Raw genomic sequence first — 23,723 nt, 5'->3', positions numbered from 1 at the left:
AGTACCTTCAGCTAAGAAGAAGAAGAAGCGGCAAGCACGCGATCGATCCAGACCGAGGACATGCCGCGCCAGCTGTCCACATCGAACAGCGCCTGCAGTTGCGCATGCGTGAGCACCGCACTGACCAGTGCATCCTCGGCGAGCACCTCGCGCAGATGCCGCTGCTGCGCCTGCGCACGTGCCACCGCCTGCTCCACCAGGGCATGCGCCTGCGCTTTGCCGAGCTGCGCTGCGATCGCGAACACCACCGCTTCGGCATACAACACACCGCCATGGCTATCCAGATGCGCGCGCATGCGCTCGCGGTCCAGTTCCAGATCGGCCAGGCACAGCTGCATCTGCGCAACACTTCCGGCAGTGAGGCAGACGATCTGCGGCAAGGTCTCCCATTCGGCGTGCCATTGCCCGGCGGCGCGCTCATGCGGCTGCGCCATCGCGCTGAACAAGGTCGCGACCAGGCCGGGCACGCGCGTGGCAGCCGCAATCGCGGCGACACTGGAGACCGGATTGCGTTTGTGCGGCATCGCCGAGGAGCCGCCTTTGCCGGCAGCGGCAGGCTCGAACACTTCGCCGACTTCCGATTGCATCAGCAGCACCACATCGCCGCCGATCTTGCCCAAGGTGCCGGCCAACAGGCCGAAGGCGCAGCCGACCTCGACGAGGCGGTCGCGCGCGGTGTGCCACGGCAATGCGGGCAACGGCAGCGCCAGCGTCGTGGCCAGTGCCTGGGCGACATCGAGGCCGCGCTCCTGCAACGACGCCAACGTACCGGCGGCGCCACCGAACTGCAGTACCAAGGCATCGCGCTGCAAGGCCTGCAGGCGGTGGTGCGCGCGCCGCAACGCATCCAGCCAGCCGGCGACCTTGAGCCCGAAGGTGACCGGCACCGCCTGCTGCAACAAGGTGCGACCGGGCAGGCCGGTGTTGCGTTCGCGTTCGGCCAGTGCGGCCAGATCGGCGCACAGGCGTTGCAGACGCGGTAGCAACAGGTCGAGCGCAGCGCGCAGCTGCAGCACTGTGCCGGTATCGATGACGTCCTGACTGGTGGCACCCCAGTGCACCCAGCGCGCGGCCTGCGCATCGTGTTCGGCCACGCGCGCAGTCAGTGCCTTGACCAATGGAATGGCGGGGTTGCCGGCGAGTGCGGTGGCCTGCGCCAGCGCGGCCAGATCGTAGTGCTGCACGTCGCAGGCATTGGCAATGGCCTGCGCGGCCTCGGCCGGAATCACGCCGCACTGCGCCTGCGCGCGGGCGAGCGCGGATTCGAACGCCAGCATCGCCTGCACACGCGCCGCGTCGTCGAACAACGCGTCGCACGCGGGCTCGCCAAACAAGGATCCCAACAGGGAAGACGTCGCAGTCATGCATGGCCTCTCTTGGCGTGCGGGCAGCATGGCATCGATACGCAGGAGTGCCAACTGGCGTGCGCGGTGCGCACGCGCGCGCATCGCAGCATGGGCAAACGCGCAATGATGCTGCGGTCAATAATGAAAGAACACCGTTTCCGCATCGCCCTGCATGTGGATGTCCCACACGTAGTTGCCACTACCACGCGATTGCGCCAGCAGTGTGGCGCGACGCTCGGCCGACACCAGGGCAAGGATAGGATCACTGCTCAGTTGCGGGTCGTCGGCGAAGTACAGCCGTGTCGACACGCCGCGCAGCAGCCCGCGCATGAACACCAGCACGGTCAGATGCGCGGCCTGCAGCTTGCCGTCGGGCCCGGCGACCTGGCCTGGCTTGATGGTGCTGAAGGAAAATCGCCCCTGCGCATCGGTCGGCACACGGCCCCAGCCATCGAAGCTGGGGTCATGCGTTTCATAGCGAGTGTCCGCGGCATGCGCGTAAATGCCGGCCGCATCGGCTTGCCACACTTCCAGCACCGCGTCGGCCACCGGAGTGCCGGCGCCATCGAAGACACAACCGCTGATCTGCACCTGCGTGCCTGTGGCCTGCGCAGATGCGAGCTGGTCACGATACAGCGGCTCCAGCCCGAGCCGGTAATACGGGCCAACGGTTTGCGACGGGGTGGTGTGCAGGCTCATCGATTCACTCCCAGACCGTCTGTTTGCGACCGCGCAACACGATGTCGAAGCGGTAGGCCAGCGCGTATTCGCTCACCGCGTTTTCCCAGTCGAAACTGGACACCATGCGTTCGCGTGCCAGCGCATCGTCCACGCAGTTGTAGATCGGGTCGTGCGCCAGCAACGGATCGCCGGGGAAGTACATCTGGGTGATCAAGCGCTGTCCGATGCCATCGCCATGCAGCGAAAAATGGATATGCGCCGGCCGCCAGGCGTTGTAGTGATTGCGCCACGGATACGCACCCGGCTTGATGGTCTTGAACGCATAGCGGCCGTGGTCGTCGGTGAGCACCTGGCCGGTACCACGAAAATTGGGATCCAGCGGCGCATCGTGCCGATCGCCCGCATGTTGATAGCGGCCAGCCGCGTTGCATTGCCACACTTCCACCACGCTGTTGCGCACCGGCTTGCCGTTTTCGTCGAGTACGCGGCCGGAGACGATGATGCGCTCGCCCAACGGCTCGCCGGCAAAGCCGGCAGTGAGATCGGCGGCATGCTCGCCCAGCGTGAGCCGATCCAGTCGCGGGCCGGTGACTTCCGACAGCGTGACCGGGATGTCGATCGGCGCGCGTGTGGGGCCGCGCAACGCGGTGGATGCATAGGGAAGATGCAGATACGCCGGCTGCGTGCCGATCCGGATGCGGCGATAGCCGAGCAGCGGATCGATTGGCGTGTCAGAGCTGGGGTCGCGCATGCGGGATCTCCATCGGTTGCGCTGCGGCGCGGTCGAGAATGCTGGCGTCAACGCTGCAAGCGTCGAGAACGCTATGGGTGTGCGGTAACGGCAGCGGTGGTTGCAACGGGCGCACTACACGCGCTCGATCGCCAGCGCCACGCCCTGCCCCACGCCAATGCACATGCTGGCCAGGCCAAGCCGTCCGTTGCTGGCTTCCAGTTGCCGCAGCAAGGTCAACGCCAGCCGCGCGCCGCTCATCCCCAATGGGTGGCCGAGTGCGATGGCGCCGCCGTTGGCGTTGACGTGCGGCGCATCGTCGGCCAGCCCGAACGCGCGCGTGCAGGCGAGCGCCTGCGCGGCAAAGGCTTCGTTGAGCTCGATCGCATCGAACTGTTCGATGGTCAGGCCCAACCGCGCCAGCAAGCGCTGCGTGGCCGGCACCGGACCGATCCCCATGAAGGCCGGCTCCACACCGGCGGAGGCGAAGCCGAGCACGCGTGCGCGCGGGGTCAGCCCATGCGTCTGCACCGCCTGCGCGGAGGCCAGCAACAAGGCGGCAGCGCCATCGTTGAGGCCCGAGGCATTGCCGGCAGTCACCGTGCCAGGCTGGCGAAAGACCGGCTTGAGCTTGGCCAGCATCTCGGCCGTGGTATTCGGGCGCGGGGGCTCGTCGCGATCGACAGCGGTTGCCTCGCCACCTTTGCGTGGGGCCACGGTCACCGGCGTGATTTCTCCATCGAAGAACCGGGCCGCCTGTGCAGCGGCAACGCGTTGCTGACTGCGCAATGCAAAGGCATCCTGGTCTTCGCGCGCGATGGCATAGCGCTGCGCCACGTTCTCTGCAGTTTCGCCCATCAACTCCACGCCATAGGCGCCCTGCAGACGCGGATTGACGAAACGCCAGCCCATCGTGGTGTCTTCCAGCTTTTGCGTGCGGGCGAATGCGCCCTCGGCCTTGCCCATCACCCACGGCGCGCGCGTCATCGATTCGACCCCGCCGGCGATCGCCAGCCCCAGTTCGCCGGCACGGATGCCGCGCGCCACCGTGCCGATCGCATCCAGCCCGGACCCGCACAGGCGATTGAGCGTGCTACCCGGTACCGAAGACGGCAACCCCGCCAGCAACAGACTCATGCGCGCGACATTGCGATTGTCTTCGCCGGCCTGGTTTGCGCAGCCCAGATACACGTCTTCGATCAGCGCCGGTTCCAGTTGCGGATGACGCGCCATCAACGCGGCGATCGGTACCGCGCCGAGGTCATCGGCACGCACGCTGGCCAGAGCGCCGCCGTAACGGCCGATCGGCGTGCGGATGCCATCGATCAGATAGACCTCGCTCATGCCTCGGCTCCCGCAGCCTGCTTGCCATGCGCCGCATCGGTGCGTGCCTGCAGCGCGCGCAGCGCCTGCAATTCCGCAGCGCTCGGTGGGGTGGTCTGCGCCAGATCGGCGGCGAAGCGGATCGGCCAGCCGGTGGCGGCACTCACCTGTTCGCGGGTGCTGCCGGGGTGCAAGGCGGTGACGGTGAGTTCACGGGTCACGGGGTCGGGCTCCATCACGCACAGATCGGTAACCACCACGGTCGGGCCGGCGCCAGGCAGGCCGGCACGCTGGCGCGCATCGCCACCGTCCAGATGCCCGACCGTGGTGATGAAGTCCAGCACCGGCACGAAGCTGCGTGTGGATTGGCGAATGATGATGAACACCTGCTTGGCGCTGGCCGCAATCTCCGGCGCGCCACCTGCGCCTGGCAGCCGCGTTTTCGGCGCATCGTAGGGGCCGATCACCGTGGTGTTGAGGTTGGCATGGCGATCGATCTGCGCCGCGCCCAGAAAGCCCACATCCACGCGACCGCCCTGCAACCAGTAGCGAAAGATCTCCGGCGTGGAGACCACGGTGTCGGCGGTGTCGGCCAGTTCGCCATCGCCGATCGACAGCGGCAGCACGTCCGGGCGCGCGCCGATCGGGCCGGATTCGTAGATCAAGGTGACGTCCGGCGCATGCGTCAGCCGCGCCAGGTTGGCGGCAGTGGATGGCAGGCCGATGCCGACGAAGCACACCGCGTTATCGGGCAGGCGCCGCGCCGCCGCCACGGTCATCATTTCGTTGGTGCTGTAGTCGCTCATGCGGCCACCTGCAACAGCGAGTGCGCGTACACGCGCTGGAAGGCAGCGAAATTCTCGGTATCGAGAATATGCGTCTGGATCCATGCCTGGAAGCGCGCACGGTCGCGGGCGATCGCATCCCAGGCCAGATAGAAGCGATTGTCGCGGGCGTAGTAGCCATGCGCATACGACGGTGCGGCGCCGCCGGGCACGTGGCAGACCGCATCCACCACCCAGCGCGGCAGGATGCAGGCGTTGGGCGGCGCATCCAGCGTGTCGACGATCTCTTCCACCGTCACGATCACCTTGCGCGCCGCCAATGCGGCTTCTTTCTGCACGCCCAGAATGCCCCATAGCAGCACATTGCCGCGGCGGTCGGCCTGCTGCGCATGGATCACGGTGACATCGGGATTCACTGCCGGCGTGGTGGCCAGCGTTTCGCCGGTGTACGGGCATTGCAGGAACTTGATGCTGTCGTTGACGCGCGGCAGGTCCGAGCCGACATAACCGCGCAACACCGCGAACGGCAGGCCCGAGGCACCGGCCACGTAGGCGTTGGCCATATCGGCATGGCTGTGTTCGCGGATCTGGAGCGGCTGCGGCCAGGCATGTTCGACCGCATCGCGCAGCCGGTGCAGCGAGCCGACGCCGGGATTGCCGCCCCAGGAAAACCGCAATGCCGCCGCGCACCCGGCGCCGATCAGTTGGTCGTAGATCAGGTCCGGCGTCATGCGCACCAGGCGCAGGTCGCGCTTGCGCTGGCGGATCACCTCATGACCGGCGGCGTGCGGGATCAGATGGGTGAAGCCTTCCATCGCCACGCAATCGCCATCGGCGATCAGCTGGGACACCGCTTCTGAGAGGGAGACGATTTGGGCCATTGCAATGTCCTGCGCAGCGAGCGTGCGGTCACGGTAGGCGCAGCGGCACAGCCCGGTCAATCCGATTATCGGTGTGCGTATTCGATAATCGCACAATTTCGCTTGGCGACTGACACTCCAACATTGTCTCCGGTGTATACATAACTTCGCTTGCAAGCAGACGCCAGCGCTGGCAAGCGCGTCAACTGGTTGCCAGCCGGCGCACCACTGCCGATCCGCACCCCAGGTTGTATACAAACCCCAGGAGTCACGGTCATGTCCCAGTCCAAGCAGCTGTTTCCCCTCAACGCGTGGTATGCCGTCGCCTGGGACCACGAGATCAAGCACGCGCTGGCCCCGCGCAAGGTCTGCAACCTGGATGTGGTGCTGTATCGCAGCACCGCCGGGGCCGTGATCGCACTCGAAGACGCGTGCTGGCATCGCCTGGTACCGCTGTCGATGGGCAAGCTGCGCGGCGACGATGTGGTCTGCGGTTATCACGGGCTGGTCTACAACACGCAAGGCCGCTGCGTGCACATGCCTTCGCAGGAAACCATCAACCCGTCCGCATGCGTGCGCAGTTTTCCGGTGGCCGAGAAGCATCGCTATGTGTGGATCTGGCCCGGCGACCCGGCGCAGGCCGACACCAGCCTGATTCCCGATCTGCATTGGGCGCACGACCCGGCCTGGGCCGGCGACGGCCGCACCATCTACGCCAAGTGCGACTACCGGCTGGTGCTGGACAACCTGATGGACCTGACCCACGAGACCTTCGTGCATGGCTCCAGCATCGGCCAAGACGAGATCGCCGAAGCGCCGTTCGATGTGATGCACGGCGACCGCTCGGTTGTGGTGTCGCGTTGGATGCGCAATATCGACGCGCCACCGTTCTGGGCCAGCCAGATCGCGCGCCATCTGGATTACCACGGCAAGGTCGATCGCTGGCAGATCATCCGCTTCGAAGCGCCCGGCACCATCGCCATCGATGTCGGTGTGGCCATCGCCGGCACCGGTGCGCCGGAAGGCGACCGCAGCCAGGGTGTCAACGGCTACGTGCTCAATACCATCACGCCCGAAACCGACACCACCTGCCACTACTTCTGGGCGTTCATGCGCAACTATGCGCTGCACGATCAATCGCTGACCACGCTGACCCGGGCCGGCGTCACCGGCGTGTTCGGCGAAGACGAGGCGGTGCTGGAAGCGCAACAGCGCGCCATCGACGCGCATCCGGATCACACCTTCTACAACCTCAACGTCGATGCCGGCGGCATGTGGGCGCGCCGCGTGATCGATCGGCTGATCGCACAGGAACAGCGCGCGCAGGAATTGTCGCTGCGCATGGTGGGCTAAAGCACCGCGACGGAGGTTCGCATGTCACCGACCACCCCGTTTCGCAGCAGTGCCGCGCAGACCACGCGCGCACTGCTGTCGCTACGCGAACTGATTCTCGACGGCACCCTGCCGGCCGGCGCGCGGCTGTCCGAGCTGGCGGTGGTGCAGCGGCTGGGCATGTCGCGCACGCCGGTGCGCGCCGCGTTGCAGCGGCTGTGCGAAGAAGGCCTGGCCAGCGCACTGCCGGGCGGCGGCTACGCGGTGCAGGCCTTCAGCGAACGCGATGTGCACGATGCGATCGAACTGCGCGGCACGCTCGAAGGCCTGGCCGCGCGCATGGCCGCCGAACGCGGGGCATCCGCCGCGTCGCTGGCTCAGGCTCGCCAGTTGCTGGACACGCTCGACGGCATCGTCGGCTCGCCGCTGCACGCCATCGACTTCACCGCATACGTGCAGGCCAATGCGCAGTTCCACGCGTTGCTGGTCGCCATGGCCGGCAGCGATGTGCTGGGCCGCGAGCTCACGCGCGTGCTGCAGCTGCCGTTCGCCTCGCCCAATAGCCTGGTCATGGCGCAGACCACCAGCGCCGAGGCACAACTGATTCTGACGCTGGCGCAAGACCAGCATCGCGAAGTCATCGCTGCCATCGAATACCGCCAGGGCGCGCGTGCCGAAGCGCTGATGCGCGAACACGCACGGCTTGCGCATCGCAATCTGCGCCACGTACTGCAAACCCCGGCGGCGATCACCCAGGTGCGCGGTGGCGCCTTGATCGGCCGCGCCCATCCGTCCAACGCTGGCAGCAGCCAGCACACCCTTCTGCCCGGAGTTCCCCATGCGTAAAGACACCCAGTGGCACCGCGCCCACGTCGTCAGCATTGCCGATGCCTGCGAGGGCGTGCGCGAGATCGTGCTCGATCCCGGCACTGCGGCGCGCCCGTTCGAGGTGGGCAGTCATCTGGATTTTCGCGTGCAGTTGCATGGCCGCGCCGATGTGCGTTCGTACTCGCTGGTGGGCGAACCGCGCTCCGATGGCTATTACCAGATCGCGGTACGGCAGATGCCCGACAGCCGCGGCGGCTCGCGGCATATGTGGACCTTGCAGCCCGGCGACGTGGTGGAGATCTCGCCGCCCAGCAACAACTTTGCGCTGGATGAGAGCGGCGAGGAAATCCTGTTGATCGCCGGCGGCATCGGCATCACGCCGATCATCGGCATGGCGCAGCGGCTGTCACGTCGTCACCGGTCCTTTCGCCTGCTGTACGTCGGCCGCTCGCGCGCTGCGATGGCCTATGCGGACGAGTTGGAAACCTTGCTCGGCGAGCGCCTGCAGCTGCATTGCGACGACACCGCTGGGCAGCCGGATCTTGCCGCCGAATTGGCGCGCCTGTCTCCCAATGCCGAGGTGTATGTGTGCGGGCCGCTGGGCATGCTCGAAGCGGTGCGCCAGCACTGGCACGCCGCCGGGCGTTCGCGCGCACGGCTGCATTTCGAAACCTTCGGCAATAGCGGGCGGGTGCCGGCGCAGGCCTTCGTGGTCAAGTTGCCCGGGCTCGGCCTGGAAGTGCCGGTGGCGGAAAACGAATCGATGCTGGATGCCCTGGCCGATGCCGGGGTGGAGCTGATCGCCGAATGCCGTCGTGGCGAATGCGGGCTGTGCGCGGTGGAGGTGCTGGACAGCGCGGCCGATATCGACCACCGCGATGTGTTCTTCAGCGACGAACAACGCCGCGAGAACCGCAAACTGTGCGCCTGCGTTTCGCGCGCGGTGGGTGGCAGCATAAGTATCGATACGGGGTATCGCGGCGAGCTGGGCTGAGGGCGCAGCAAAACTGCTGCGCCCTCAGCCAGGCGCGGCAGGCGCTCGCTGCGGCGTCCGCGGTTTCTGCGTGGGCCGTCCACGCCCACCCGACGCCTGCTCGCTACGGCTTGCACACAGCCGTGTTTGCATCCTCACGCACATGCGCGATCATCTGCGCATGGAGTCGACTCACTACAGGACGGTCCCGGCGCCGGCACTCAACCCGCGCCAGGAGCAATTGGTGGCATTGGTGCGGCAGCAGGGCTTTGCCGAGGTGGAAGGGCTGGCAACGCGCTTCGACGTCACCCCGCAGACCATTCGCCGCGACCTCACGTTGCTGTGCGATGCCGGCGTGCTGCGCCGCTATCACGGCGGCGTCAGCATGCCCTCGAGCGTGGAAAACCTTGCCTACACCGCGCGCAAGGCGCTACAGGCGCGCGAAAAGCAGCACATCGCCGCACAGGTCGCCCGCTTCATTCCCGACGATGCCTCGCTGTTCATCAACCTGGGCACCACCAATGAAGAAGTCGCGCGCGCATTGCTGCAGCACCGCGGCCTGCGTGTGATCACCAACAACCTCAACGTGGCGGTGATGCTCAGCGCCAACCCCAGCTTCGAGGTCATCGTGGCCGGCGGCGTGGTACGCGGACGCGACCAGGGCGTGACTGGCGAGGCGACGGTGGAGCTGATCCGCCAGTTCAAGGTGGACTTCGGGGTGATCGGCATTTCCGGCATCGACCTGGACGGCACCTTGCTGGACTTCGACTACCAAGAGGTGCGCGTGGCCCAGGCCATCATCGAGCACTCGCGGCAGGTGTTGCTGGCTGCCGACCACAGCAAGTTCGGCCGCAACGCCATGGTGCGGCTGGGCGCGATCGCCCAGGTGCACGACTGGTTCACCGACCGGCCACCGCCGCAGGAACTGGCCGCGGTGCTGGCCGAGGCCGGCACCCGGGTGCATCTGGCAAACCCTGGCGACGCAAGCTGAGCCGATTGTTCGTTTTTGTGCGTTTGCGATAAGCGCACACCTCTGGATCACCATTTTCGATCCTGAATAGCAATCGAAATTCCACTTCCAATAGATTCCTCAGCGGAAAGCTGTCCTAAAACGGGAGTTTGATGCCCCTTCACGTCCCGACAAGGTTTGATGTTCGAATATGTTCGAACATGACAACTTGGGTTCGCTCTTGTGGCGCGCCCGGACGGAGACACCGATGGGCGAGATATACGATCTTCTGGTGATAGGCGGCGGTATCAACGGGGTCGGCATCGCCCGCGATGCGGCCGGGCGCGGCTTGTCGGTGTGCCTGTGCGAGCAGGACGATCTGGCTGCGCACACCAGCAGCGCCAGCACCAAGCTCATTCACGGCGGCCTGCGCTATCTGGAGCAGTACGAGTTCGCGCTGGTCGGCAAGGCACTGGCCGAGCGCGAGGTACTGCTGCGGCTGGCCCCGCACATCATCTGGCCGCTGCGTTTCCTGCTGCCGCATCAACCGCATCTGCGTCCGGCATGGATGATTCGTGCCGGCCTGTTTCTGTACGACCATCTCGGCGGCAGCAAGCGCAGCCTGCCGCGCTCGCGCCGGCTGTCGCTGCGCACGCACCCTGTCGGCCAGCCATTGCAGGAATCGCTGCGCACCGGTTTTGTGTACTCCGATGCCTGGGTGCAGGACGCGCGGCTGGTGGTGCTCAATGCGATGGACGCCGCCAGGCGTGGCGCGCAGATCCATACGCGCACGCGCTGTGTCGGTGCCTGGCGCGATGCCGGGTTCTGGTATGCCGAACTCGAAGGTCGCGACGGCCGCCGCCGCACCGTGCAGGCGCGTGCGCTGGCCAATGCGGCCGGCCCGTGGGCGGTGTCGTTCCTGGACAAGGTGGCCGCAGTGCCGCACAAGCATGCGCTGCGCCTGGTCAAGGGCAGCCACATCGTGGTACCCAAACTGTTCGACCACGACCATGCGTACATCTTCCAGCAACCGGACCGGCGCATCGTGTTCGCCATTCCGTACGAGCACGACTTCACCTTGATCGGCACCACCGATGTCGACCACGAAGACGACCCCGCCACGCCCAAGATCGACGCGGCCGAGGTGCAGTATCTGTGCGAGGCGGTGAACCTGTATTTCCAGCAGCAGATCAGCCCCGCCGATGTGGTCTGGAGCTATAGCGGCGTGCGCCCGCTGCTCGACGATGCCGAGGACAACGCCGCCGAAGTCACCCGCGATTACCAACTGGAAGTGCTCACCGACGGCGCGCCATTACTCAATGTGTTCGGCGGCAAACTGACCACGTATCGCAAGCTTGCCGAAGAGGCGGTCGACCGCCTGACTCAGGCATTAGGTGCGCGCAAGCCGGCATGGACGGCGCGCGGCGACGCATTGCCCGGCGGCGAACAGCGCGATATCGCCAGCCTGCTCGAACGCGTCAGCAGCGCGCGGCCGTGGCTGCCGGCACCCACCGCACAGCGGCTGGTACGCAACTACGGCACCTGCGCGGAGCAGCTGCTGGGCGAGGCGCAGGACATCGCGGCCTTGGGTACGCACTTCGGCGCCGATCTGTACCAGGCCGAGGTGGACTACCTGCGTACCCACGAGTGGGCCGTGACCGCCGACGACATCCTGTGGCGCCGCAGCAAACTCGGTCTGCGCATCGATGCGGCCGGGCGCCAGCGCCTGGAAGACTATCTGCAGACGCAATCGGTCCAGCAGGTGGACGTGGTACCGGCCTGATCGCACAACGTTGCCGGCGAGGACGGGTCGTTCGGCAACGTATCCTGGCGCATTCGCCAGCATCATCCTGAGTCACGTGGAGGGCAACCCAGATGAGCACCAACCAACACCCCTGCGCGCCAACATGCGCGCCGCACCACCCTGCCTGCGTCATTGAGGCCAGCATCGGCACTGTCACAACCATGAGGTCGCGCGCATGAGCCGCCAACTCGTAGGTGAGTTGATCTCCGAAGCGGTGGCGATGTTCATCATCATCGCGCTCGGCGATTCGGTCGCGGCGATGTACATCCTCTACGACCCCAGCCCGTATCAGAACGCCTACTGGGGCGTGTGTATCGCCTGGGGCCTGTCGGTGACGCTGGCGATCTATGTCACCGGCTCGGTATCCGGCACGCATGCCAATCCGGCAGTGACGCTGGCGCTGGCATTGTTCCGCGATTTCTCCTGGAAGAAAGTGCTGCCGTACTGGGGCGCGCAAGTGATCGGTGCATTTCTGGGCGCGGCCATCGTCTACCAGATGTACGGGCCGGTGATCGATCACTACAACCAGGTGCAACAGCTCACCCGCGAAGCCGGTGGCGCAGCCGGGGTGTTCTTCACCGCACCCGGCCTTGCGGTCACGCCGATGCATGCGTTGGTGGACCAGATCATCATCACTGCGTTCCTGATCTTCGGCATCTTCGCCATCACCGAACAGTTCAACGAAGCCGCGCCGACCGCCAACTCCGGCGCGCTGATGATCGGTCTGCTGGTGGCCACGCTGGGCGCGTCGATGGGCTATCTGGAAGCCTGGGCGATGAACCCGGCGCGCGACTTCGGCCCGCGCCTGTTCGCCTACTTCGCCGGCTGGGGCGAGGCCGCGTTGCCGGCCAAGGACAATTACTGGTGGATCCCGATCGTCGGTCCGTTGATCGGCGGCCCCATCGGCGCGCTCGCCTACCAATGGCTGATCCTGCCATTTCTGCCGGCACGCGTGCGGCATCTGCAGGGCGGCAAACCGCCGCTCGACCCGCGGTAATCGCACCGCTGCGCGACTGACAGCACAGCGCCGCTGTTGAGCAGGTCTTGAGTTTTTAACGGCCTCTCACACAACGGCGTGCACCACCCACTTTCTCGCCGTGCGCCAGCGCCGGCACTGTTTGAGGAATCTCCGATGGAAAAGCAATACGTCCTTGCGATCGATCAAGGCACCACCAGCTCACGCGCGATGTTGTTCGACCGCCAGGGCAAGGTGGCCGGTGTGGCGCAGCGCGAGTTCGGCCAGATCTTTCCGCAGCCGGGCTGGGTGGAACACAACCCGCGCGAGATCATGACCAGCGTCTACACCACCATCACCGAGCTGCTCAACAACGCGCAGATCGATGCGCGTTCGATCGCCGGCATCGGCATCACCAACCAGCGCGAAACCGCAGTGGTGTGGGACAAGGCCACCGGCCAGCCGATCTACAACGCCATCGTGTGGCAATCGCGGCAGACCAAGGACATCTGCACGCAGCTCAAGGAAGCCGGGCACGAGCAGATGGTGCGCGACAAGACCGGCTTGCTGATCGATGCGTATTTTTCCGGCACCAAGGTCAAGTGGATTCTCGACCATGTGGAAGGCGCACGCGAACGCGCGCAGAAAGGCGAACTGGCCTTCGGCACCATCGACAGCTGGCTGATCTGGAATCTCACCGGCGGCAAGGTGCACGTCACCGACTACACCAATGCCTCGCGCACGCTGATGTACAACATCCACACGCTGGAGTGGGACGCCGAGCTGCTGGCGATGCTCGACGTGCCCGCGGCAATGCTGCCTGAGGTGCGCTCGTCCAGCGAAATCTACGGCATGACCCAGACCCAGTATTTCTACGGCGAGCAGGTGCCCATCGCAGGCATCGCCGGCGACCAGCAGGCTGCGTTGTTCGGCCAGGCCTGCTTCGAGCCGGGCATGGCCAAGAACACCTATGGCACCGGCTGCTTTGCGCTGATGAATACCGGCGAGAAGGCCGTCGCCTCCAAGGCCGGCCTGCTGACCACGATCGCCTGGGGCATCGACGGCAAGGTCGAATACGCGCTGGAAGGCTCGATCTTCGTTGCCGGCTCGGTGGTGCAATGGCTGCGCGACGGCCTGCGCATGCTGGGCAAGGCCAGCGACTCGCAGGCCTATGCCGAGCGCGCCGGCGACAACGACGGTGTGTATCTGGTGCCGGCCTTCGTCGGCCTGGGCGCGCCGTATTGGCGCAGCGATATCCGCGGTGCGGTGTTCGGGCTGACCCGCGGCACCACCAAGGAACACTTCGTGCGCGCGGCGGTGGAATCGATGGCGTATCAGACCCGCGACGTACTCACGGCAATGCAGGCCGATTCGGGCATCGAGCTGAAAGAGCTGCGTGCCGACGGCGGCGCGATCGCCAACGACTTCATGGCGCAGTTCCAGAGCGACATTCTCAACGTACCGGTGCTGCGTCCGGAAGTTTCAGAAACCACCGCACTCGGCGCGGCCTATCTGGCAGGGCTGGCGACCGGCTTCTGGAGCAGCCGCGAAGAGATCGCCAAGCAGTGGGCAGTGGATCGCCGGTTCGAGCCGAACATGGCCGACGACAAGCGCGAACAGCTGTATGCCGGCTGGCAGCAGGCGGTGGAGGCCACGATGGGTTTCCGCATCAGCTAAACGCTGCCATGGAAACGACTGCGCCCACCAATAGGTGGGCGCAACGTTAGGTTGGCAACTCGCGTGAGTTACGCATTGCAGGGCTGCACGCTGCAGCCCTGCAATGCCGCAGCACTTACTGGCCGCCGGTGTTGGCACGGCCGGCAATCGTGTCCGGATCCCAATGTTCCTTGATCAGGCCTTTTTCGATGCGGAACATGTCGAACCAGGTGGTGGTGTAGGTCTTGCTCGGATCGCGCGGATCCGGCAGCGTGCGCACCGACACCAGCGTGACCAGATCGCGATCTGCGGTGATCGCGACCAGCGGCAACTGCACGCGTTCCTGCACCGGCGTCGGCGGCACGAAGGCGGTCAGAAATGCAATGAAGGCGTCGCGCCCGTTGGCCACATTCGGGTTGTGCTGAATGTAGTTCTTGTCCATGTACATCGGCGCGTACTGCACCTGACCGGCTTCGAACACGGTGCGCCAGAAATCGTAGACCAGGCGCTTGTTGGCGGTTTCGAACCAGGTGGAACCGACCAGCATCTTCTGGTGGTTGGGATTGGCTGTCACTGCGGTCTGCGCGAACGCAGCCACGGGCGCCACCAGCATGACCAGTAATAGGGCACGGGAGAACAGGGTTTTCATGGAGCACTCCTGGGTGGAGACGGGCACTGCGCTCGCTGCAGGCAGCAGCACGATGCTCCGCTGATTGGGGGAATGACGCGCCCTTGCACACAGCGATTTCTACGCGTCGCCGCCAGCCTAACGGCCGCGTTCGCTCGCCCGCTAGCCGCCTGAAAGTGCACCAGGGCACCTCTGAAATGGGTGGTGAGAAAAAAATCACCTCTTAACGTGACGCGTGTCGTGTTACCAAGCATGGTGAATGCATGCCAGGAGCGCTCCGATGTGTGAGCTCGAGTGGCGCGCAAACCGCACAACGCACGAATCCGTGCCCATTCCGAGCAGCAAGAATACTTGCCTGACGGCAGCGCAGCGCTGGGTCAACCGCCCTGGTCAGATCACTCGTCAGGCAACTCCACCAACGGCAGGCCGGCATAGTTTTCTGCCACCGTGGCGCGACCGGCCTCGCTGCTCAGAAGATAATCCAGCTCGGCTGTGCGGATGCGCGCAGTAAATGCATCTTCGTGGTCGAAGGTGTGCAGCAAGGTGGTCATCCACCATGAAAACCGCTCGGCCTTCCAGACCCGTTGCAGCGCGAGCGCCGAATACTGCTGCAGCACGCCGGCATCGCCGGATGTGTTCCAGCGTTCGAACAACTGTGCGAGCAGGCCGACATCGGCCAGCGCCAGGTTCAAGCCCTTCGCGCCGGTCGGCGGCACGATATGCGCCGCGTCGCCGGCCAGAAACAGACGACCGTACTGCATCGGTTCGGCGACAAAACTGCGCAACGGCGCAATGCTCTTTTCGATCGATGGGCCGGTCACCAGTTGCGCAGCCAAGGTGTCTGGCAACCGCGCGCGCAATTCATTCCAGAATGCCTGGTCGCTCCAGGCCTCCACACGCGCATCGGCAGGCACCTGCACGTAATAGCGCGTACGTGTGGGCGAGCGCATCGAACACAACGCAAACCCACGTGGGTGACGTGCGTAGATCAGCTCATCGTGCACTGGCGGTGTGTCGGCAAGCACGCCCAGCCATCCGAACGGATACACGCGCTCGAACAGGCGCAGTCGCTCGGGCGGAATGCTGGCGCGGCTGATGCCATGGAAGCCGTCGCAGCCAACGATATAGTCGCAGGCGATACGCCGGCGTTGACCATCATGGGTGAATTCCACTGCGGGCGTATTGCTTTGTACCTCGCACAGGGTGACGTCCTGGGCGTTGTAATAGGTCGGCGCAGCGCTGCGCGCACGTGCCTGCATCAGATCGGCGGTGACCTCAGTCTGGCCGTAGACGGTGACGCCACGCCCGCAGCCGCGCAGCAGGTCGATGCGCTCACGCTGGCCATCCAGCGACAGTTCGAAGCCGTGATGCAGCAAGCCTTCGCGCTGCAGGCGCTCGCCGACGCCTGCGCGCTGCAGCAGCTCTACACTGCCCTGCTCCAGCACGCCGGCGCGAATGCGGCCGAGCACGTGCTCGGGTTTCTGCCGTTCGATAATGACGGTATCGATGCCGGCGCGCAGCAACAGCTCGCCAAGCAACAGCCCGGAGGGACCTGCGCCGATGATCGCAACCTGGGTTCGCATGCACTGCTCCTGCCTCAGCGGGCTGATGCAGGCCAGTGTCGGTAGCCAAGCGTGCGCTTTGAAGGGATGATTGCGTGCAGTGCTTGGACTTTTCGACGATGCCGACACGCGCGCCCGATCTTGCTGCAGCCACCCACGTTCCCGCCTTCGGTCTGTACGGCGAGCACGATGCCGACGCGCCGGAGTTATTGCACTGGGAGTCGATCGCCGCACGTAGCCGGTTGCACGATTGGCATATCGTGCCGCACCGCCACGAAGACCTGGCGCAGCTGCTCTACGTGCAGCGCGGGCCTGCAACGCTGCAGCTGGATGGCCGCAGCCAGCGTGCGCGCGGCGCAACCGTAGTGTGGCTGCCACCGTTATGCGTGCACGGCTTCGGATTCGATCCACAGGTGCGCGGGCACATCATCACCTTGTGCATGCCGTTGGTACGCAGTGCACTCAGTGCCACACCACTGCTGCAGCGCGCATTGGCGGCGCCTTTGGTGCTGCAGGTCAATCAAGCACGCGGATTGCTCGACGTGTTGTTCGCCACCATTGCCGACGATCACGCACGCCAGCGCATCGGCCACGAGGCCGCGTTGCAGGCGGCGGCGGCGCAGCTGTTGATCTGGACGGCGCGCACTGCACTGGAACGCGCACAAGATGCAGCTGCGGTAAGCCCGCAGGCCGATCCGGCATTGCGCCATCTACGCGGCTACCAGGCCCTGATCGACCAGCACTATCGCGCGCATTGGCCGATCTCCCGCTACGCCGATCAATTGGGACTGACCCCGGGCCATCTCAACGCGCTGTGCCAGCGACTGGCAGGTGCCTCGGCATTACACCTGCTGCAGCGCCGGATCATGCTGGAAGCACGCCGCAGCCTGCGCTACACCAGCCTGAGCGTGCAACAGATCGCCGCCAGTCTTGGATTTTTCGACGCTGCGTATTTCAGCCGCTACTTCGCCCGCCACACCGGCTGCTCGCCGACGCGCTTCCGTGCTGGCGATTAGGAGCGGCTGACAAGACTATTGCGCTCACGGCTAGTTGGGCGAAGCCTGGCATTACTCAATTCCCGTATGTTTTGAAGTGATTGCAGAGCACGGATAGCTTAGTTGCCAGGGCGGCTGGTCTGTGACTTTGCTGCAGGGTCCTTGCCCGCCCACCATCGCGGGACACGCCGCAAGTACGTCCCTGTAGGCTCTTACGCGGCATCCATGCCGCGTAAGGTCCCGCGACGGTGGGCGGGCAAGGACCAGTGGAGATGGTCGGTGTGCAGGTGAAAGCAAGGCATGAGGTGCGTTGTTCGGATAATGCCGCGGCCGATTAGTTTCGCAACGCAAAACGCAACACGATCAGCAGGCAGGCTTTCATCCAACTACCGACCAACTCTCTGGTGCGGTGCCCTCACCGATTGCGGGACCGTGTGGCGGCATGGATGCCGCCACCGAGCCTACATGGACGTACTTGCGGCGTGTCCCGCGAGCGGTGAGGGCACCGCGCGCTCGACTAACCAGGCTTTCGGCTGCATCAAAGACGACGCCAGGGATACAGCCAAACAACGAAAGTCGGGTGAAACCAATACGCTGCAACCATCAATGCAGCGTTAGAGAGGTTTTGTCAGCAACTCCAAGTCGGTTGCGCCACGCAGATCAGAACGGGTATTGCGGCACCGTGTTCTTGATCGTCAGCCACTGCCAATGCGTGTACTGCTCCCAATCCGCCGGGCCGCCGACGCTGGTGCCATTGCCCGACGCACCGGTGCCGCCAAACGGGTTGATGACTTCGTCCACCACCGTCTGGTCGTTGATATGCAGCGAGCCGATGTACAGTTGCTCACCCAGGTTCATCGCACGCGACACCGATGCCGACATGATGCCTGCGGCCAACCCATACTCGCCGTAGTTGGCCAGTTCCGCCGCTTCGTCGTCGGTATCGAACACGGTGATGTTGATCACCGGGCCGAATACCTCTTCGTCGAATGCGCGCATGCCCGGGCGCACATTGGACAACACGGTCGGCGCATAGAACAGGCCTTCGTTTGTCGCGCCGGCTTCGACCACCGCACCGGCAGCGACACTGTCGCGCACGATATCGATCACGCGTTGCAGCTGGCGTTGGTCGATGATCGGGCCCAGCGCCACGGTGCCGCTGACCGGATCGCCAACGGGAAGATGACGGGCTTTTTCGGCCAGCCGCTGCGTCAATGCCTCGGCCACACTGCGTTGTACCAGCACCCGGCCGGTGGCCATGCAGATCTGGCCTTGATGCATGTAGGCGCCAAACGCGATTGCCGATGCGGCCTTGTCCAGATCCGCGTCGTCGAGCACGATCACTGCGTTGTTGCCGCCCAGTTCCAGCGCGACCTTCTTCAAGTGCCGCCCTGCAATCTCGCCGATGCGTCGGCCGGCAGCGGTGGAACCGGTGAAGGCGATCATCGGCACATCCGGCGATTCGACCAGCGCCTGACCGATCTGCGCATCGCCATGCAGCACATGCAGCAAGCCCTTTGGCAGACCGGCTTCTTCCAGCACCTGCGCGATGATCACGCCGCCGGTATACGGCGTGCGCGGATCGGGCTTGAGCACTACCGCATTGCCCATTGCCAGCGCCGGTGCGACCGAACGCAGCGACAGGATCAACGGGAAGTTGAACGGCGAAATCACCGCAATCACGCCCAACGGCAGATGCCGCGCCAGGCTGAGCTGACCGGCACCGGTCGGCAGTACCTGGCCCACGGCCTGCAGCGGCAGCGCCGCAGCCTGCTGATAAAACACCACCGACTCGTTCACTTCGCGCTGTGCCTTGGGCAGGATGCCGCCGGTTTCGCGCGCAATCAGCAGCGCGGCTTCTGCACTGCGCGCTTCCATCAGCTGCGCGGCGCGGTGAAATATCGCAGCGCGCTCACGCGGCGCAGTGGCGGCCCACGCACGCTGCGCATGTTTGGCTTGCGCCACCGCAGCTGCAACATCGGACAGATCGGCCTTGCTCACTTCATGCAATAGGTTGCCGGTGGCGGGCTCGTAGATCTGCAAGGTGCCGCCGTTGCCGGGCACCCAATCGCCATTGAAAATGCAGCCGTGCCACGCCGGGGTGGTGGGCGCGGATACTGCAACGTTGGGGAGAGCATTCATGGTCTAGCCTCCTGCTGTGGGGTGGAGTTACAGAGTGGTCGACGCCAGCCCGCCGTCAACCGGCAGCGTGATGCCGTTGATCCAGCGCGCAGCATCGGACGCAAGAAACACGATGGCCTCGGCCACTTCATCGGCATACGCCGGGCGGGTCATGCGCTTGGCATCTTCCTTGACGCGCTCTTCGCCGAGCATGGCGGCAAAGTCGCCCAGAATCGGCGTGAACACCGGCCCTGGCGAGACGTTGTTGACGCGCACCCCACGCTCGGCAAACCAGGGCCGCGATTGCAGCAACGTCCACACGATCAACGCTTCCTTGAAGTACTGGTAGCAAGTGTCGTGTGCCACCGGATGTTCCGCCAACCACGCGCTGCCGGCAGCAAAGCTGTCGGTGGCGGCCAGTTGCTTGTGCAGGTCCAACCGCTGTGGCCATTCGGCGCCCAGGATCGAGGCCACGTTGATGATGCTGCCGCCCGGCACGATACGCGGCAGCAAGGCCTGGCTGAGATGACGCAGTCCCAGATAGTTGACGCGTGCCACCAGCTCGAGCGGTGCTGTGCCGGGCACGCCGGCCACGTTGGCCAGCGCGTCGATACGCTCCGGCAACGCCTTCACCAGCGTATCGATGGACGCCGGGTCGCCTAGGTCGGCCTGGTGAAACCCATGCAGCGTCATCTGCACCGGTGTGCGGTCGATGCCGATCACGGTGGCGCCATGAAACCGCGCCAGCCGCGCGACTTCTGCACCGATACCCGAGGCCACACCGGTGACCACGATCGTCTTGTTCTGCAAATTCATTGCCACTCTCCGAAGAGGCCGGCCACGCCGGCACTAGAACACATGGACGTACTGCAGGTTGACGTTGTTGCCGGAGGCGGCATTCTTCACTTCCACCGGCAGATAGAGATTGGCGAACACGATGTTGCTGGCATCCAGCCGCCATGAGCCGCCTGGTCCGGCGTAGAACACGCTTTGACGCGTGTCTGCAACGCGCTGCCCATTGGTGCGGTTATCGCGGAACTGGGTGAGGTAATACGCATTCACGCCCAGATGGATATCCGGTGCCACTTCCCAGGAGGTGGCGAAGTTGATCCAGCCCGCATCGCCGGCCTGCCCATTGCGGAACGCGAAGCCGGGCGGCAGATTCGGACGACGCTCGCTGCGAAAGTTGTAGATGTAATTCAGGCGCGCACTGATTTCCCAGCTCGGCGTCGGCAGCCAGGTCAATGCGTAGTTCGCCACCACCGACCAATAGCCTGCACTTTGATTGAGGTCGCGGTCGCGATCGAACTTGCCGATAGGTGCGATGGCATTGATCTCGAAGCGCTGCGAAAACACGGGGCGGCCACCGCGTATCACCGGCAACATCTGCAGGTACGGCCCGAAGGTCAGATCGCCCACACCGGCGCCGTTATCGCGTAGTGTGGCGATGCTGTTGCGGCCGAACGAGGCGTCCAGGTTGATCAGCGGAACCAGCGTATTGATGCCCAGTGCGCCGCCAAAGAGCTTGTAGGGCGTGACATAGGCGATCTGCGTCAGCAACAGGGTGGAATCGATGCGCGGATTATCGAACACCGGCACATCGTTGCCGCGCGCGTCCTTGATCGCATCCAGCGAACTCTGACGCAGATAGGTGATCACCGCCCAACCCGGCGTGGTGCGTGTGAACCCATCGAAGAAGCTGGTGCCGCCGGTGTTGATGCCATTGGTCAGCGTTGCACTCTGCGGCACGCCCTGCGCAAACGCAGGCCCGGCTGCCAGCAGCGACATCACCCCGAGCAGGACACTGCACTGCAGTAACCCACGCCAACCCACGTGGCGCACAACCGATAGATAACTCACTGCGAACATCTCCAGCGTTGGGAGGAAACAGCGGTAGATAGGACGTGGCAACGGTCAGGCAGGCGCAATCGCCGCGCCGCTCAAGGCACGTGCGATGGTCAATTTGGGGGGACGGTACTGCCGGGCGCAGGCTCGGCAGCGGCGGATCACTGCGTGTCGAGACGATCCAGCCGGTCGAGTGCGCGCAGCAACGGCGCTTCGCTGCTGCCAAGCACCGCGCTGAGTTGCTGTTCCATGCGCAGCACCTCGGCTTCGGCATCGGTCAGCAAGGCCACGCCGGCAGCGGTCAGCGACAGATGCTGCATGCGCCGGTCCTGGCGTCCACGCACCTGCCGCAGCAGGCGGCGCTTGACCAGCCGCGCCACCACGATCGCCAGATTGGGCGGCGACACGTGCAGCACATCGCCGATCTGGCGCTGGTTGATGCCCGGGTTGCCGTCCACCAGCATCAGCAGCGAAAAATCCACCGGCTTGAGGTCGAACGCCGCCACGCAGTCCTGAAACATCCGCCGCACCAGCAGCTCGGTGCGGGTGATGCGGTAGCCCAGCAACCGCAGCAGGCGCGCCTGGTCCACCGTGGTGACGGCATCGGGCAGCAGTGCGGCATTGGCAGTGACGGACATGACGGTTCTCGCAACGATGGCAGCGGGCGGACCGGTGCGCGCAACACTCCCCGCCCGCAACGCCGATCCGCGGCGTGAGCTGCATTGTAGACGTGGCCGGGGGTACCGATGCGGGCGTGTGCGTTGCCGATGCTGCCCGTTGCTGCCTGCAGACCCGCGCAGCCGGCCAACGGCCGGCCGGCGCCAGCGCATGGCAGCTGCGTGCGGCAGCTGCAGCACGTAGGGAACGGCGGTGATCCAGGCACGGCGTGGGCATGAGATCCGGGTCGGCATTGATTGCGTTCCGGAATAGTTATGGATCATAACTACATTGCCAAGCTGCAGCGCAGCATGGTCGCGCTCGCCAGCGTGTTCACGCGGTGCAGCCGCTTATGGCAGCCAGAGTTTCTCGAGATCGCGAAAGCCCCAATCGGTGGGGCTTTCCATCTGCGCGATGCGGTCCTGACAGTCCGGCCGCGACAGATCGATGTCCTGCACCAGCACATGGCTGCGCAGCTTGGCCGAATAGAACACGCGCACCTTGGGCTTGAGCAGCGCATCGGCCGTCTGCTCGATCACCACCGCCAGTTTCTGCGACTCCAGCCGCACCAGCGAACCGACCGGATAAATACCCAGCCGCCGCACGAACGCCTGGAATACCGCGGGGTCGAAATGCCCCTGCCACGATGCCATGCGCTTGAGCGATTCGGCCGGATCCCAGGCCCGTTTATACGGGCGATCCGAGCTGATGGCGTCGTACACATCGCACACCGCACCCATCCGCGACATCAACGAAATTGTGTCGCCCGCCAGCTGATTCGGATAACCGGTGCCGTCCATCTTCTCGTGATGATGCAGCGCGATCTCCAATACCACCGCGTTCTGCACACCGCCAGCCACCAGCAAGCGATGACCATCCATCGGGTGCTGGCGCATGATGTCCATCTCTTCGTCGGTGAGCTTGCCGGGCTTGTTGAGAATGTCCAGCGGCGTCACCGCCTTGCCCATGTCGTGCAGCAGGCCGCCCATCGCCGCCTCCACCACCTGCGCCTCGGGCAACCCCAGCTGACGCGCCAGCCCGCTCATCAGGCCGGCCACGGCCATCGAATGCAGATAGGTGTAGTCGTCGGCAGTCTTGAGCCGCGCCACGCTGATCAAGGCCTGTGGATGCCGCAGCACCGAATCGTTGATGGCCTGCACCAGCGGCATCGCCGCCTCGGTGTCGACGGTACGGCCAAGCCGCACGTCGCGGAACATTGCCTCGACCATGTCGCGGCCGTCTTCGAAGATCTTGCGGGCACGCACCACTTCGGACTCGATGCCGACCTGTGCGGTGACGCTGTTGGTGCGCGCTGTGCGGGAGGTACATGCAGGCTTGGGCGGTTCCGATGGCTCCGGCAGCTCCGGTTCGGGCGGTGCATCCGATGTTGCGTGCGCTGCGGCCGGCGTTTCCAGATCCAATCCACGCGCGGTATCGATCACCAACTGCTCGATGCGGCTGCCATGGATCTTGTCCACATCGTCGGAGTCGACCAGAAACGAGGTCTTCCAGAACGGGTGGTGCACCCACGCGCCCAGCAGCTTGTAGACATACATGCCGGGGCGGAGTTGATCTGAGTCGATGGTTCTGAGCATGCCGGCGCTGGTCTGCTTGAAATCCGCGGAAGAGCCCGCCACAGGGATGGGGGGTCTGACGAGTTATCGGCAGTGCAGTGGATTTCTTTGGCGCGGTC

The 23,723-nt window shown here is 65.0% G+C and carries 21 protein-coding genes; 8 read left to right on the top strand and 13 right to left on the bottom strand.

Annotation, left to right across the window (positions count from 1 at the left end; translation table 11 throughout):
- Positions 1-11: 11 nt before the first annotated feature.
- The 6 genes from AC1PLU_RS02150 to AC1PLU_RS02125 form a co-directional block, all read right to left on the bottom strand.
- Entirely contained in the window at positions 12-1,364 is a 1,353-nt protein-coding gene (locus AC1PLU_RS02150; protein WP_481107570.1) for a 3-carboxy-cis,cis-muconate cycloisomerase, read from the bottom strand.
- A gap of 117 nt (positions 1,365-1,481) precedes the next feature.
- Positions 1,482-2,045 carry a protocatechuate 3,4-dioxygenase subunit alpha gene (gene pcaG, locus AC1PLU_RS02145; RefSeq protein ID WP_481107569.1) on the bottom strand — a complete coding sequence of 188 codons (564 nt, stop codon included), beginning with the start codon at positions 2,043-2,045 and terminating at the stop codon, positions 1,482-1,484.
- 4 nt (positions 2,046-2,049) lie between these two features.
- Positions 2,050-2,778: a protocatechuate 3,4-dioxygenase subunit beta gene (gene pcaH, locus AC1PLU_RS02140; RefSeq protein ID WP_481107568.1), complete on the bottom strand. Its 729-nt coding sequence runs from the start codon at positions 2,776-2,778 to the stop codon at positions 2,050-2,052.
- Positions 2,779-2,892: 114 nt separating this feature from the next.
- The gene (gene pcaF / locus AC1PLU_RS02135) at positions 2,893-4,101 is read right to left on the bottom strand and encodes a 3-oxoadipyl-CoA thiolase (protein ID WP_481107567.1); all 1,209 of its coding nucleotides are present in this window, start codon (positions 4,099-4,101) and stop codon (positions 2,893-2,895) included.
- Positions 4,098-4,886, bottom strand: coding sequence for a CoA-transferase subunit beta (locus tag AC1PLU_RS02130; protein ID WP_104551341.1), 789 nt, complete (start codon positions 4,884-4,886; stop codon positions 4,098-4,100). The genes pcaF and AC1PLU_RS02130 overlap by 4 nt, the downstream gene beginning before the upstream one ends.
- Positions 4,883-5,746 (bottom strand): CoA transferase subunit A, encoded by an 864-nt coding sequence (locus AC1PLU_RS02125; RefSeq protein ID WP_481094097.1) that lies wholly within the window; start codon positions 5,744-5,746, stop codon positions 4,883-4,885. Before AC1PLU_RS02125 ends, AC1PLU_RS02130 begins: the two co-directional genes overlap by 4 nt.
- 255 nt (positions 5,747-6,001) lie before the next feature.
- Between AC1PLU_RS02125 and AC1PLU_RS02120 the strand changes: the two genes are divergently transcribed.
- The 7 genes from AC1PLU_RS02120 (at position 6,002) to glpK (ending at position 14,243) form a co-directional block, all read left to right on the top strand.
- On the top strand, positions 6,002-7,078 hold the full coding sequence (locus tag AC1PLU_RS02120) for an aromatic ring-hydroxylating dioxygenase subunit alpha (RefSeq protein ID WP_006449036.1): 1,077 nt from the start codon (positions 6,002-6,004) through the stop codon (positions 7,076-7,078).
- A 21-nt stretch (positions 7,079-7,099) separates the two neighbouring features.
- The gene (locus AC1PLU_RS02115; protein ID WP_481107566.1) at positions 7,100-7,903 is read left to right on the top strand and encodes a GntR family transcriptional regulator; all 804 of its coding nucleotides are present in this window, start codon (positions 7,100-7,102) and stop codon (positions 7,901-7,903) included.
- Positions 7,896-8,879 carry a PDR/VanB family oxidoreductase gene (locus tag AC1PLU_RS02110; RefSeq protein ID WP_210762758.1) on the top strand — a complete coding sequence of 328 codons (984 nt, stop codon included), beginning with the start codon at positions 7,896-7,898 and terminating at the stop codon, positions 8,877-8,879. Before AC1PLU_RS02115 ends, AC1PLU_RS02110 begins: the two co-directional genes overlap by 8 nt.
- Before the next feature lie 142 nt (positions 8,880-9,021).
- Positions 9,022-9,849 (top strand): DeoR/GlpR family DNA-binding transcription regulator, encoded by an 828-nt coding sequence (locus AC1PLU_RS02105; protein ID WP_104551345.1) that lies wholly within the window; start codon positions 9,022-9,024, stop codon positions 9,847-9,849.
- Positions 9,850-10,075: 226 nt separating this feature from the next.
- A complete protein-coding gene (gene glpD, locus AC1PLU_RS02100) occupies positions 10,076-11,590 on the top strand; it encodes a glycerol-3-phosphate dehydrogenase (protein WP_481094099.1) in 1,515 nt (504 codons plus the stop codon).
- Positions 11,591-11,786: 196 nt separating this feature from the next.
- Entirely contained in the window at positions 11,787-12,608 is an 822-nt protein-coding gene (locus AC1PLU_RS02095; protein ID WP_268213866.1) for an MIP/aquaporin family protein, read from the top strand.
- Between the two features lie 135 nt (positions 12,609-12,743).
- A complete protein-coding gene (gene glpK, locus AC1PLU_RS02090) occupies positions 12,744-14,243 on the top strand; it encodes a glycerol kinase GlpK (protein WP_104592572.1) in 1,500 nt (499 codons plus the stop codon).
- A 115-nt stretch (positions 14,244-14,358) separates the two neighbouring features.
- Here the strand turns inward: glpK and AC1PLU_RS02085 are convergent, their stop codons facing one another.
- Together AC1PLU_RS02085 and pobA are read right to left on the bottom strand one after the other, a co-directional pair.
- Positions 14,359-14,871, bottom strand: a complete 513-nt coding sequence (locus AC1PLU_RS02085; RefSeq protein WP_043888863.1) for a nuclear transport factor 2 family protein — start codon at positions 14,869-14,871, stop codon at positions 14,359-14,361.
- Between the two features lie 374 nt (positions 14,872-15,245).
- Complete coding sequence (gene pobA / locus AC1PLU_RS02080) at positions 15,246-16,433, bottom strand: 4-hydroxybenzoate 3-monooxygenase (RefSeq protein ID WP_481107565.1); 1,188 nt, start codon at positions 16,431-16,433, stop codon at positions 15,246-15,248.
- Positions 16,434-16,531: 98 nt separating this feature from the next.
- On the opposite strand from pobA, the gene AC1PLU_RS02075 reads away from it, so the two are divergent.
- Positions 16,532-17,428 (top strand): helix-turn-helix domain-containing protein, encoded by an 897-nt coding sequence (locus tag AC1PLU_RS02075; protein WP_481107564.1) that lies wholly within the window; start codon positions 16,532-16,534, stop codon positions 17,426-17,428.
- A gap of 639 nt (positions 17,429-18,067) precedes the next feature.
- Here the strand turns inward: AC1PLU_RS02075 and AC1PLU_RS02070 are convergent.
- The 5 genes from AC1PLU_RS02070 to AC1PLU_RS02050 all read right to left on the bottom strand — a co-directional run bounded on the left by AC1PLU_RS02070 (position 18,068) and on the right by AC1PLU_RS02050 (position 23,625).
- A complete protein-coding gene (locus AC1PLU_RS02070; protein ID WP_023902276.1) occupies positions 18,068-19,549 on the bottom strand; it encodes a benzaldehyde dehydrogenase in 1,482 nt (493 codons plus the stop codon).
- Between the two features lie 27 nt (positions 19,550-19,576).
- The gene (locus AC1PLU_RS02065) at positions 19,577-20,344 is read right to left on the bottom strand and encodes a coniferyl-alcohol dehydrogenase (protein WP_210762749.1); all 768 of its coding nucleotides are present in this window, start codon (positions 20,342-20,344) and stop codon (positions 19,577-19,579) included.
- 33 nt (positions 20,345-20,377) lie between these two features.
- A complete protein-coding gene (locus tag AC1PLU_RS02060) occupies positions 20,378-21,397 on the bottom strand; it encodes a SphA family protein (protein ID WP_481108447.1) in 1,020 nt (339 codons plus the stop codon).
- A gap of 137 nt (positions 21,398-21,534) precedes the next feature.
- Positions 21,535-22,011 carry a MarR family winged helix-turn-helix transcriptional regulator gene (locus tag AC1PLU_RS02055; protein ID WP_006451709.1) on the bottom strand — a complete coding sequence of 159 codons (477 nt, stop codon included), beginning with the start codon at positions 22,009-22,011 and terminating at the stop codon, positions 21,535-21,537.
- Between the two features lie 369 nt (positions 22,012-22,380).
- Entirely contained in the window at positions 22,381-23,625 is a 1,245-nt protein-coding gene (locus AC1PLU_RS02050; RefSeq protein ID WP_481107563.1) for an HD-GYP domain-containing protein, read from the bottom strand.
- Positions 23,626-23,723: the final 98 nt, after the last annotated feature.

The organism is Xanthomonas sp. NCPPB 2933, assembly GCF_056725225.1.
The sequence above is the reverse complement of the archived record's forward strand: the minus strand, read 5'-3'. Positions and strand labels throughout refer to the sequence as shown.

Coding starts and splice junctions, on each gene's coding strand:
- AC1PLU_RS02150 (WP_481107570.1), bottom strand. CDS start 1,364: ATGACTGCGACGTCTTCCCTGTTGGGATCCTTGTTTGGCGAGCCCGCG.
- pcaG (WP_481107569.1), bottom strand. CDS start 2,045: ATGAGCCTGCACACCACCCCGTCGCAAACCGTTGGCCCGTATTACCGG.
- pcaH (WP_481107568.1), bottom strand. CDS start 2,778: ATGCGCGACCCCAGCTCTGACACGCCAATCGATCCGCTGCTCGGCTAT.
- pcaF (WP_481107567.1), bottom strand. CDS start 4,101: ATGAGCGAGGTCTATCTGATCGATGGCATCCGCACGCCGATCGGCCGT.
- AC1PLU_RS02130 (WP_104551341.1), bottom strand. CDS start 4,886: ATGAGCGACTACAGCACCAACGAAATGATGACCGTGGCGGCGGCGCGG.
- AC1PLU_RS02125 (WP_481094097.1), bottom strand. CDS start 5,746: ATGGCCCAAATCGTCTCCCTCTCAGAAGCGGTGTCCCAGCTGATCGCC.
- AC1PLU_RS02120 (WP_006449036.1), top strand. CDS start 6,002: ATGTCCCAGTCCAAGCAGCTGTTTCCCCTCAACGCGTGGTATGCCGTC.
- AC1PLU_RS02115 (WP_481107566.1), top strand. CDS start 7,100: ATGTCACCGACCACCCCGTTTCGCAGCAGTGCCGCGCAGACCACGCGC.
- AC1PLU_RS02110 (WP_210762758.1), top strand. CDS start 7,896: ATGCGTAAAGACACCCAGTGGCACCGCGCCCACGTCGTCAGCATTGCC.
- AC1PLU_RS02105 (WP_104551345.1), top strand. CDS start 9,022: ATGCGCGATCATCTGCGCATGGAGTCGACTCACTACAGGACGGTCCCG.
- glpD (WP_481094099.1), top strand. CDS start 10,076: ATGGGCGAGATATACGATCTTCTGGTGATAGGCGGCGGTATCAACGGG.
- AC1PLU_RS02095 (WP_268213866.1), top strand. CDS start 11,787: ATGAGCCGCCAACTCGTAGGTGAGTTGATCTCCGAAGCGGTGGCGATG.
- glpK (WP_104592572.1), top strand. CDS start 12,744: ATGGAAAAGCAATACGTCCTTGCGATCGATCAAGGCACCACCAGCTCA.
- AC1PLU_RS02085 (WP_043888863.1), bottom strand. CDS start 14,871: ATGAAAACCCTGTTCTCCCGTGCCCTATTACTGGTCATGCTGGTGGCG.
- pobA (WP_481107565.1), bottom strand. CDS start 16,433: ATGCGAACCCAGGTTGCGATCATCGGCGCAGGTCCCTCCGGGCTGTTG.
- AC1PLU_RS02075 (WP_481107564.1), top strand. CDS start 16,532: ATGCCGACACGCGCGCCCGATCTTGCTGCAGCCACCCACGTTCCCGCC.
- AC1PLU_RS02070 (WP_023902276.1), bottom strand. CDS start 19,549: ATGAATGCTCTCCCCAACGTTGCAGTATCCGCGCCCACCACCCCGGCG.
- AC1PLU_RS02065 (WP_210762749.1), bottom strand. CDS start 20,344: ATGAATTTGCAGAACAAGACGATCGTGGTCACCGGTGTGGCCTCGGGT.
- AC1PLU_RS02060 (WP_481108447.1), bottom strand. CDS start 21,397: ATGTTCGCAGTGAGTTATCTATCGGTTGTGCGCCACGTGGGTTGGCGT.
- AC1PLU_RS02055 (WP_006451709.1), bottom strand. CDS start 22,011: ATGTCCGTCACTGCCAATGCCGCACTGCTGCCCGATGCCGTCACCACG.
- AC1PLU_RS02050 (WP_481107563.1), bottom strand. CDS start 23,625: ATGCTCAGAACCATCGACTCAGATCAACTCCGCCCCGGCATGTATGTC.